General features: G+C 64.9%; 11 protein-coding genes. 1 reads left to right on the forward strand and 10 read right to left on the reverse strand.

Features of this window, described 5'->3' with window-relative positions; genetic code table 11:
- Positions 1 to 225: 225 nt before the first annotated feature.
- The 10 genes from ACXAHG_RS22955 to pcaF form a co-directional block, all read right to left on the reverse strand.
- Complete coding sequence (locus tag ACXAHG_RS22955; protein WP_475061072.1) at positions 226 to 1,089, reverse strand: branched-chain amino acid aminotransferase; 864 nt, start codon at positions 1,087 to 1,089, stop codon at positions 226 to 228.
- Between the two features lie 220 nt (positions 1,090 to 1,309).
- The gene (locus ACXAHG_RS22960; protein WP_475061075.1) at positions 1,310 to 1,810 is read right to left on the reverse strand and encodes a VOC family protein; all 501 of its coding nucleotides are present in this window, start codon (positions 1,808 to 1,810) and stop codon (positions 1,310 to 1,312) included.
- A 200-nt stretch (positions 1,811 to 2,010) separates the two neighbouring features.
- Positions 2,011 to 2,772, reverse strand: coding sequence for a Phenylacetic acid catabolic protein (locus ACXAHG_RS22965; protein WP_475041603.1), 762 nt, complete (start codon positions 2,770 to 2,772; stop codon positions 2,011 to 2,013).
- A gap of 24 nt (positions 2,773 to 2,796) precedes the next feature.
- Positions 2,797 to 3,870 (reverse strand): 1,2-phenylacetyl-CoA epoxidase subunit PaaE, encoded by a 1,074-nt coding sequence (gene paaE, locus ACXAHG_RS22970; RefSeq protein WP_475061077.1) that lies wholly within the window; start codon positions 3,868 to 3,870, stop codon positions 2,797 to 2,799.
- A gap of 10 nt (positions 3,871 to 3,880) precedes the next feature.
- Positions 3,881 to 4,354 carry a 1,2-phenylacetyl-CoA epoxidase subunit PaaD gene (gene paaD / locus ACXAHG_RS22975; protein WP_475061080.1) on the reverse strand — a complete coding sequence of 158 codons (474 nt, stop codon included), beginning with the start codon at positions 4,352 to 4,354 and terminating at the stop codon, positions 3,881 to 3,883.
- A 99-nt stretch (positions 4,355 to 4,453) separates the two neighbouring features.
- A complete protein-coding gene (gene paaC, locus ACXAHG_RS22980) occupies positions 4,454 to 5,215 on the reverse strand; it encodes a 1,2-phenylacetyl-CoA epoxidase subunit PaaC (protein ID WP_475061083.1) in 762 nt (253 codons plus the stop codon).
- The gene (gene paaB / locus ACXAHG_RS22985; protein WP_039130972.1) at positions 5,215 to 5,499 is read right to left on the reverse strand and encodes a 1,2-phenylacetyl-CoA epoxidase subunit PaaB; all 285 of its coding nucleotides are present in this window, start codon (positions 5,497 to 5,499) and stop codon (positions 5,215 to 5,217) included. Before paaB ends, paaC begins: the two co-directional genes overlap by 1 nt.
- A 2-nt stretch (positions 5,500 to 5,501) precedes the next feature.
- On the reverse strand, positions 5,502 to 5,909 hold the full coding sequence (locus ACXAHG_RS22990) for a VOC family protein (RefSeq protein WP_475061086.1): 408 nt from the start codon (positions 5,907 to 5,909) through the stop codon (positions 5,502 to 5,504).
- Positions 5,906 to 6,883, reverse strand: coding sequence for a 1,2-phenylacetyl-CoA epoxidase subunit PaaA (paaA, locus tag ACXAHG_RS22995; RefSeq protein WP_475061089.1), 978 nt, complete (start codon positions 6,881 to 6,883; stop codon positions 5,906 to 5,908). Before paaA ends, ACXAHG_RS22990 begins: the two co-directional genes overlap by 4 nt.
- A 24-nt stretch (positions 6,884 to 6,907) precedes the next feature.
- A complete protein-coding gene (gene pcaF, locus ACXAHG_RS23000) occupies positions 6,908 to 8,110 on the reverse strand; it encodes a 3-oxoadipyl-CoA thiolase (RefSeq protein ID WP_475061092.1) in 1,203 nt (400 codons plus the stop codon).
- Positions 8,111 to 8,359: 249 nt separating this feature from the next.
- On the opposite strand from pcaF, the gene ACXAHG_RS23005 reads away from it, so the two are divergent.
- Entirely contained in the window at positions 8,360 to 10,138 is a 1,779-nt protein-coding gene (locus ACXAHG_RS23005) for an acyclic terpene utilization AtuA family protein (protein WP_475061095.1), read from the forward strand.
- Positions 10,139 to 10,347: the final 209 nt, after the last annotated feature.

Raw genomic sequence — 10,347 nt, forward strand, 5'->3', positions numbered from 1 at the left:
CTTTTTCAAGCACGTCTTTCTTGGGGTGAGGGGGGGCCACCTCCCCCCCCCCCCACAGTCCCTCCTTTCCTCCCAAACACCCCTTTTTCTCTTCTTTCCCGCCCCCCCCCCCCCCCCCCCCCCGGCACCGTGCAGCCGCACGGTGCCATGCCCAACAGTGCAGCGGGTTTCGCAAGAAACCCCGGAACGGGCGGGAGCCTTTGCTGGCAGTGCCGGGCCGAAGGGCTATCTTTGGCTGGCGGCCCAGTCCCAGTAGAGCTGGCGCACCCGTTTGGCGACCGGACCGGCCTGGTAGCGGCACCTGTCAAACGCCGTGACAGGTGTCACTTTGCTCAGGTTGCCGGAAAGAAAAACTTCATCGGCCTCCTCGAAATCCTGATAGCCCAGCACGCATTCATGTACGGTAATACCGTCGGCGCGCATGTTGCTGATGTGGCGGGCGCGGGTGATGCCTGCCAGGAAGGTGCCGTTGGGGATTGGCGTGAACACCTCGCCGTCGCGGACCATGAAGACATTGGTGGTGGCGGTTTCGGCGACGTTGCCCATGGCATCCAGCACCAGTGCATTGCTGAATCCCTTGCTGCGTGCCTCCCGCAGCATCCGGGCGTTGTTGGGATAGAGGCAGCCTGCCTTGGCATTCACCACCGCGTTTTCCAGAACCGGACGGCGGAAGCGGGTGCGGGTCAGCGTGGCGGAGGCCTCAGGGGCCGCCATCGGGATTTCTTCCAGGCTGACGGCAAAGCGGGTGCTGTCCGCCTTGGGCGCAATCAGCGTTTCGTCGCCATCGGCAGCCCAGTACATCGGCCGGATATAGACCGCGGCGGCGGGGGCAAACCCCTCCAGCCCGTCGCGGATGATTTCCGCCATTTGCTCCGCTGAGTGGGTGGGAGACATCATCAGCGCCTCAGCCGAGGCATTGGTGCGGGCACAATGCAGGTCCAGGTCAGGTGTTCTGCCGTCAAAGAAGCGCGCACCGTCAAACACGGACGAGCCCAGCCACATCGCGTGATCCGCGGCCCGCATGACTGCGACGTTTCCATCATGCCAGCTGCCCTCAAAATAGGTCCTGACCGTCTTGCCCACAGCCATGTTCTGCCTCCTTCTGTCTGCCGCAACGGTAGGCAGGGAAAGGTTTGAGGTCTAGACCCGGCATCGTCTGCTGATGCCTTTCAGAATGCGTTGGAGGCGCGTTTTCTGTTTGTTCGCAGTAGGTTGCGCCGCTGCGGCGCGTAATTTGACGCCGCGTCCATTGGGTCAGCAGTTTTGACCCAATGTTTCGCGCGCGAAACATTCGGGCAGTAGTACTGACCTACTCAACCTCCGCGAGCAAAGCGTGCAGGTCCAGGGCTTCCGTGCCCATGGCGAGGCTGCCATCCGGCCCCCGCGGCCAGTCTGCTTCGGGACGGTCACGGTAGAGTTCCACCCCGTTGCCATCCGGATCGCGCAAGTAGATGGCCTCTGATACGCCATGATCCGCGGCGCCTTCCAGCGCGATGCCTGCATTCAGGACGCGCCGCAGCACAGCAGCGAGGCTTTTGCGGTCCGGCAGCAAAATGGCGGTGTGGTAGAGGCCGGTCATGCTGGGCGCCGGAGCGGGGCCGCCGCGCGACTGCCAGGTGTTGAGGCCGATGTGGTGGTGATAGCCGCCTGCCGACAGGAAGGCGGCAGAGCCGCCCAGCCGCTGGGTCACTTCGAACCCCAGTACGCCGCTGTAAAAGGCGATTGCCCGCTCCAGGTGCGAAACCTTCAGGTGGACATGGCCGATGCGGGTGCCTGCGGGCAGGTGAGTGGTGCCGGTGCCGGTGCTCATGTCGGTCTCCAATTGCTTGTTTCCAGCAATATGGAGGCGGCGCGGTGCAGGTTCCATTCCGCAGCGCCGCACCATTTCCCTGCGGACTTGCACAGCCTGGCAGCGCGGCATGGCCAGCGCGCCGCCAGGCGCGCCGGGCCCAACCGGGCCTGCGCATCTGTGATGCGCTGACGCCCGGGCGGGAGTGTTTCCACTGGAAATCAGGCGGCGGGGTTCAGTCCGGCCTTGGCAAGAACGGCAGAGGCGGCCTGTTCCCAGCGCGCCTTCAGCTCTGCATTCGGGGTGCGGCGCAGGCCCATGGATTTGAGACCCTCGAACTTCTGCGAGGTCTCAAAGCCAAAGCTTGCCGCGACCCGCGGCCACCAATAGCCGACCAGTTCCTGCAGGGTATCTGGCCCCTGTGCTTCCACCAGCACCATCAGGCCTTCCTCGGCCAGTTCGGCGTGGTGCGCCTCAACCGGCTGGATAATGCGGAAAGCTTCGGCCAGCGGCTGGTAGGAGACATGGCTCAGCTCCTCCAGCTGAACCGCAACCGCGCTGCCCATAAGAAGGTTCATCACCACCGCGTCGGCCCAGCCTTCCAGCGGGTAGTTGAACACCGCCAGCCGCATGTCGTGCTTGGTGCGGGTCTGGCCGATGTCGGCGCCCCGTTCCTGCCGCGCAGTCCAGGGGTGGTGGTCGGCGTACCGCTCTGTGTCGGCGCCAAAATCGCCCATGATGCGCAGCACCTTTTCGGCGCTGTCGGATTTTTCCAGCACGATTTTCGCAGCGGCGATGCGCGCCTTGATGCCTGGTCCTTCGTTGATGATGTCGGCAAAGCCCGCAGCACCCGCCAGCTCGCTGTCGACAAAGGTCGCCATCATCTTCATCAGTTCAGCGCGGTAGCGCGGCGGCACATTGGACGGGTTGGACAGCACGCCGCCCTGGGCCAAATAGCTGGAAATGCTCATCTCGTCAGTCATGGTCCGTTCTCCCTTGGGCAGGTTTTACTGATCGTAATCGACCACGACGTTGTCAGTGACCGGATAGGCCTGGCACGAGAGCACATAGCCCTTTTCGACCTCGTAATCCTCCAGCGCGTGGTTGGCGACCATCTCGACCTCGCCCTCCAGCACCTTGCAGCGGCAGGTGGAGCAGACCCCGGCCTTGCAGGCGTAGGGCGCGTCCATCGCGTTCTCCAGCGCCGCGTCCAGTAGCGTCATGTCCTTGCCCATTTCAATGGTCTGGGTGGCACCGTCCAGCGTGATCGCAGCCTTGGTCTGATTGGCGCTGCTGGCCGCATCCGTTGCGGCGGCCTTGCGCTTGGCGCGGCCCGGCTGGGCGGAGGCGAAGAGTTCGAATTTGATCTGGCTGTCATTAAGGCCTGCGGTACGCAGGGCGCTGGCGATACCCAGCATCATTGGCTCCGGGCCGCAGATGAAGGCGGTGTCGACCGATTGGATGTCGATCCAGTGCTCAAACAGCTGGGCGCATTTCTCCTCTGTCACCAAGCCAGTGAACAGGTCGATTTCCTGTGCGTCGCTTTCCAGCACATGGATCACGTTGAAACGGCCCATGTAGAGGTTCTTCAGATCCTCCAGCTCCTCGCGGAACATGATCGTGTTCACGCCTTTGTTGGCGTAGACTAGCGTGAAGGAGGAATTGGGTTCCGCCGCCAGCGTGGTTTTGAGGATCGACAAAACCGGCGTGATGCCGGAGCCGCCGGCAAAACCCAGGTAGTGCTTTTCGGCGGCACTATCGAGCGGGGTGAAGAAGCTGCCCATCGGCGCCATCGCCTGCAGCGTATCACCCGCCTTCAGCTCGGTATTGGCCCAGGTCGAGAACGCACCGCCGTCGACGCGCTTGATGCCGACCTGCAGAATGCCTTCATCCTTGCCCGCGCAGATCGAGTAGCTGCGGCGCAGCTCCTCGCCGTCGAAGTCGCGGCGGAAGGTCAGGTACTGGCCTTGGGTGAAATCGAACTCCTCAGCCGTGCCATTTGCGGGCTTCAGGGTAACAACCACCGCATCGCGGATGGTTTTGCGGATGTCGGTGACTTCAAGGTCGTGAAAGCGCGCCATCAGGGTCTCCTCAGATGCACTTGAAATAATCAAAGGGTTCGAGGCAGTCCTGGCAGCGCCAGTGGGCCTTGCAGGGGGTCGAGCCGAACTGGCTGACCTTGGTGACATGTGTGCTGCCGCAATGCGGGCATTTTTCGGGGCCGCCAGCGGGCTGGGGCGGGGCAATGCCGTATTCTTCCAGCTTGGCGCGGCCTTTTTCCGACAGCCAGTCGGTGGTCCAGGCGGGCGAGATCTGGGTCTTGAGCCGCAGGTCGGTGATGCCGTGGCCGCGCAGGGCGGTTTCGATGTCCATGGCGATCACCGACGTGGCCGGGCAGCCGGAATAGGTCGGGGTAACGGTGACCACCAGGGTCGTACCCTCCCAGGCCACATCGCGGATGATGCCCAGATCCACCAGCGAGATCACCGGGATTTCCGGATCGGGCACGGCATCGAGCAATTCCCAGACTTGGGCGATGCTTGGCTGAGTTGTCACTTGGCTCATGCGGTTACCCTCATTGGCTGTTCCGCCCGGCCTCCTTCACGGAAGCGGGCCTCACCCCCGCATGAAGCCGGGGGTGCCCTCAATTCTTCGGCCGTGGCCTTACCACTTGGCGCCGGGATAGGCGCGCTGCAGCCATTGCATCTGGGTCAGCAAGTGACCCAGGTGTTCGGTGTGCATCGCACCGGTGCGCCCGCCCTTATGGGCAAAACGGCTCTCCGGGATGGTCAGCGTCGCGTCGCCCAGGATGCGGGAGATCAGGGCGTCGTATTCTTCGCGCAGGGATGCCGGGTCGGGCGCGATACCCGCCTTCACCATTTCGGCGTCGGCCTCGTCGGACTGGAACATCTCGCCCACGTAGGGCCACAGATAGTCCAGCGCCTCCTGCATGCGGCGGTGGCTTTCCTCTGTGCCGTCGCCCAGGCCCACCACCGTATCGGCGGAGCGCTCCAGGTGATAGGCAACCTCTTTCGAGGCCTTCTCGGCAATTGCGGCGACCCGTTCGTCCGAGGATTTCATCAGGCGGCCCAGCTGGATCGAATGCCAGGCGTCGAACAGGAACTGGCGCATCAGGGTGCGGCCGAAGTCGCCGTTCGGCACTTCCATCAGCAGCACGTTGCGGAAATCCCAGGCGTCGCGCAGGAAGGCGAAGTCGTCGGCGGATTTACCTTCCCCTTGCACCTCTGCCGCAAGCCCCAGCCACATCTGGGTTTGACCGATCAGGTCGAGCGCGGTGTTGGCGAGTGCAATGTCCTCTTCCAGCACCGGCGCGTGGCCGCACCATTCGCTGACCCGGTGGCCGAGGATCAGGGTGTTGTCCCCCATCCGCAGCAGGAACTGGGTGAATGCGTCGTCGCGGGTCATTACATCGCCCCCACTTCGTCGGGGATGTCGAAGAAGGTCGGGTGGCGGTAGACCTTGCTCTCCGACGGCTCATACAGCGGACCCTTATCGCTGGGCGAGGAGGCGGAGATGTTGTTCGCCTCAACCACCCAGATCGACACGCCTTCGTTGCGGCGGGTATAGACGTCGCGGGCGTTCTTGATCGCCATTTCGGCGTCAGGCGCATGCAGGGAGCCGACGTGGCGGTGGCTCATGCCGTGCTGGCCGCGGATGAAGATTTCCCAGAGGGGCCATTCGTTTTTCATGTTCATTCCTCCGCTTTGCTGTCCGGGCCCAGTCCGGGTCCGTATGGCTCAGGGTTCAGGTCCTGTCCGAAGGCCAGCCGGTGGCCGTCGGGGTCGGTGATGTGAAAGTCCCGGCAGCCGTAGATACGGTCTTCGGGCTGTGTGATTTCCGGCAGGTCAAGCTGCGCAAACCCGGCATGGGCTGCATCCGCATCGTCGACGTAGAGATATGCCGCCCACCATTGGTTGGCGGGCACTTCGCTGCTTTCCGAGCGGTCCAGCCCCAGGCTGATCTGGCCGCGCTGCACGATGGCAAAGGTTGGCGGGTCGTCCCAGATGCCTTGTGTCCTGAAGCCCAGCTGTTGGTAGAACCGCGCCGATTGCTCGACATCGCGGACCTGCAGAATAGGCATGGAACGCAGCATTTTCATTCCGCGGCCACCTTGCGCGCGGCTTTCTTTTTGGCATGCGCCAGCAGCCCGTCGCGCACCCATTCGCCGTCGTCCCAGGCCTTGTTGCGAGCGGCGAGGCGGTCGACGTTGCAGGGACCGTTGCCTTTGATTACGTCAAAGAACTCGCTCCAGTCCGGGTCGGTATAGTCGTAATGGCCGCGCTCCTCGTTCCATTTCAGGTCCGGATCGGGGATGGTGAGGCCAAGGTATTCGGCCTGCGGCACGGTCTGGTCGACGAACTTCTGGCGCAGCTCGTCGTTGGTGTTCATCTTGATCTTCCAGGCCATCGACTGGGCGGAATGGACCGAGTCCTTGTCCGAAGGCCCGAACATCATCAGCGACGGGTACCAGAGGCGGTTCAGCGCATCCTGCGCCATTTTCTTCTGCTCCGGCGTGCCTTCGGCCATCTTGCGGATGGCGTCATAGCCCTGGCGCTGGTGGAAGCTTTCCTCCTTGCAGATGCGGATCATCGCGCGGGAGTAGGGGCCGAAGGAGGTCCGCTGCAGCGGCACCTGGTTCATGATCGCCGCGCCATCGACTAGCCAGCCGACCGCGCCGATGTCGGCCCAGTTCAGCGTCGGGTAGTTGAAGATCGACGAATACTTCATGCGCCCGTCCAGCAGCATCTCGGTGATCTCGTCGCGCGACACGCCCAGGGTTTCCGCCGCACAATACAGGTACAGGCCATGGCCCGCCTCATCCTGTACCTTGGCGAGCAGGATCGCCTTGCGCTCCAGCGTGGGCGCGCGGGTGATCCAGTTGCCCTCAGGCAGCTGGCCGACGATTTCCGAGTGGGCGTGCTGGCCGATCTGGCGGATCAGCGTTTTGCGGTAGCCTTCGGGCATCCAGTCCTTGGGCTCGATCTTCTCGCCGGCGTCGATGCGCGCCTGGAAGGCCGCCAGCTTTTCCGGATCGTCCTGGGTCGCTTCGGATTTGATCATCTGAGCATACATGTCTGGGACCTCCTCGGGTAATCGTTACACGCGTTCCAGGATCAGGGCGGTGCCCTGTCCGACGCCGACGCACATGGTGCAGAGCGCGTAGCGCCCGCCGGTGCGCTGCAATTGGTAAGCGGCGGTCAGCACCAGCCGCGCCCCGGACATGCCGAGCGGGTGGCCCAATGCAATTGCACCGCCGTTGGGATTAACATGGGGCGCATCGTCCGCAACGCCAAGCTCGCGCAGGGTGGCCAGGCCTTGGCTGGCAAACGCCTCGTTCAGTTCGATGACGTCCATCTGTTCGATGGTCAGGCCGGTGCGGGCCAGCACCTTGCGGGTGGCGGGCACCGGGCCGATGCCCATGATGCGCGGCTCAACCCCTGCGGCGGCCATCCCGACGATGCGGGCCATCGGTTTCAGACCGTTTCGTGCAGCTGCGGCCTCATTTGCCATCAGGATTGCCGCGGCGCCGTCGTTGACGCCGGAGGCATTGCCTGCTGTCACGCTCTTGTCCGGGCCGTTCACGCCCTTGAGGCCCGAAAGCTTTTCGGCCGAGGTGCCGGGGCGGGGGTGTTCATCGGTTTCCACCACCAGGTCATCGCCCTTGCGCTGGGGGATGGTGACCGGGGTGATCTCGTCCTGGAAGATGCCCGCCTCATGCGCGGCGGCCCAGCGGGCCTGGCTGCGGGCGGCGAATGCATCCTGATCCTCGCGGGAGACGCCGTAGTCCTCGGCCACGTTGTCCGCGGTCTGCGGCATCGAGTCGGTGCCGTACATCTCGTGCATTTTCTTGTTCACGAAGCGCCAGCCGATGGTGGTGTCATAGACCGCATTGGCGCGGGTGAAGGCGGAGGTGGCCTTGGGCATCACAAAAGGCGCGCGGCTCATGCTTTCGACGCCGCCGGCGATGGCCATGTCATAATCGCCTGCCTTGATCCCGCGCGACGCCATGCCGACCGCATCCATGCCGGAGGCGCAGAGCCGGTTGATGGTGGTGCCGGGCACAGAGGTGGGCAGGCCTGCCAGCAGCGCCGCCATGCGGGCCACGTTGCGGTTGCTTTCGCCGGCCTGGTTGGCATCGCCCAGGATGACGTCATCCAGGCTGCCCCAGTCCACATCCGGGTTGCGCGCCGCCAGCGCCGCAATCGGCAGGGCGGCAAGGTCATCAGTGCGCACCTGGCTCAGCGCGCCGCCATAGCGGCCGATCGGGGTGCGGGTGGCATCGCAGATGAAAGCATCCATGGGTGTTCGCGTCTCCTGTGGCGGCGGCAGGATAAGCCGACCGTTGGGTCGGTGATACGCCGGAAGATGATTCGCGGCAAGTTAAATGTAACTCAATCCTGAAAGCCTGGACAATTCTGTAACGCTAATGGAGCGGGCGCGGGGTCAGTGTTGCCCTGTTGGCGCGGCGGAGGCTCCAACAGGGCAGGGGCGTCAGGCGGTGGAAATGGTCTATAGTAACTTATGGGCCGCCAGCAGGAAGGAGGAGCGATGGAACAGGTGCTGCGCATTGGCGGAGCTGCCGGGTTCTGGGGAGATGCGTCCCTGGCCACGCCGCAGCTGCTGGCAGCGGGGGGCTTGGATTTTCTCGTCTACGACTACCTGGCGGAGATCACTATGGCGGTGCTGGCGCGGGCGCGTGCGAAGGACGCGCAAGCCGGGTATGCGGCCGATTTCGTGACGGCAGCGATGGCGCCGAACCTGGCCGGGATTGCGGGGCAGGGTGTGCGGGTCATTTCCAACGCGGGCGGGGTGAACCCAGAGGCCTGCGCCGCGGCCTTGCGGCGGGAGATTGCCGCGCAGGGGCTGGAGTTGCAGGTGGCGGTGGTTGCAGGTGATGACTTGCTCGGGCGGGCTGCAGAGCTGGCGGAGGCCGCGCCGCGGGACATGTTTACGGGTGCGCCGTTCCCGCCGCTGGAGAAGATTGCCAGCATCAACGCCTATCTCGGCGCCTTTCCCATTGCTGCGGCGCTGGACCGGGGCGCGGATATCGTTGTGACCGGGCGCTGCGTTGACAGCGCGGTGACGCTTGGCGCCTGCATCCATCACTTCGGCTGGAGGCCGCGGGATCTGGACCTGCTGGCGGGCGGCAGCCTGGCGGGCCATATCCTGGAATGCGGGCCACAGGCCACGGGCGGCAATTTCACCGACTGGCAGGATGTGGGCGGGACCATGGCCGGGATCGGCTATCCCATTGCGGAGATCCGCGGGGATGGCTCCTTTGATGTGATCAAGCCTGCAGGCAGCGGCGGCCTGGTTGCGCGCGGGACGGTGGCGGAGCAGCTTCTGTATGAAACCGGTGATCCGCAAGCCTATGTGCTGCCGGATGTGGTCTGCGACTTTTCCGGGGTCACGCTGACGGAGGCCGGGCCGGACCGGGTGCGGGTGGCCGGTGCCAGGGGGCGCGGCGTGCCGGATACCTGCAAGATCTGTATCACCTGGCAGGATGGTTTCCGCGGCGGCCAATACTTTACCTTCTATGGCCTTGATGCCGAGGCCAAGGCGCGGGCCTTTGCCAAGGCGGCGCTGGCCCGGTCGCGGGACGTGCTGCAGGGGGTGAAGCTGCCGGATTTCAGCGATGTGTGTATTGAGCTGATCGGCAGCGAAAGCCAGTTCGGCGGGCTGCGGCAGAGCGGACCCGCGCGGGAGGTGGCGGCCAAGATCGCTGTGCGCCACAAGGAGGCGCGCGGGGTGGGGGTGTTCCTGAAGGAGGCTGTCGGCCTGGGTTTGTCAGCGCCGCCGGGGCTCAGCGGCTTTGCGGGCGCCCGGCCCAAGCCATCGCCGGTGCTGGCGCTGTTTTCCTGCCTGCTGCCCAAGATGCCGGTGACGGTATGGGACGCTGCGGGCCACAGCGCCGTGCCGGCAGCCGCAGGTGTCCCGCTGCAGATGGTAGAGCCGCCTGCGCCGCCGCCTATGCCGCAAGCGGCGCGGGTGATGGAGGTGCCGTTGATGCGCCTGGCTTGGTCACGCAGCGGTGACAAAGGCGACATTGCCAATATCGGCGTGATCGCGCGCAGGCCCGACGTGATGCCTTGGATCTGGGAGGCGCTGGACGAGGCCCATCTGCGCCGGGTGTTCGGGCATTTCTGGGAGGGCCGGATGGAGCGGTTTTATCTGCCAGGAAGCCTGTCCATGAATATCCTGCTGCACGGCGCGCTGGGCGGCGGCGGCACGTCGTCCCTGCGCAATGATCCGCAGGGCAAGGGCTATGCGCAATTGCTGCTGGCGGCACCGGTGCGGGTGGACGCGGACTTGCTGGAGGAGTTTTGAGAATGCCGGAATGCTGCAGCATGACGCAGAGGGCGGTGCCCGGCCGCGGGCGGAAACGAAGTGCCCGGCCATGGGGGCGGCCGGGCACTGGGCGGCGTTTCCCCTCCCCAAAAAGAAACCCTCCCCCCCCCCCCCCCCCCCCCCCCCCCCCCCCCCCCCCCCCCCCCCCCCCCCCCCCCCCCCCCCCCCCCCTCCCCCCCCCCCCCCCC

It is taken from the genome of Leisingera sp. ABD4_442 (assembly GCF_056160905.1).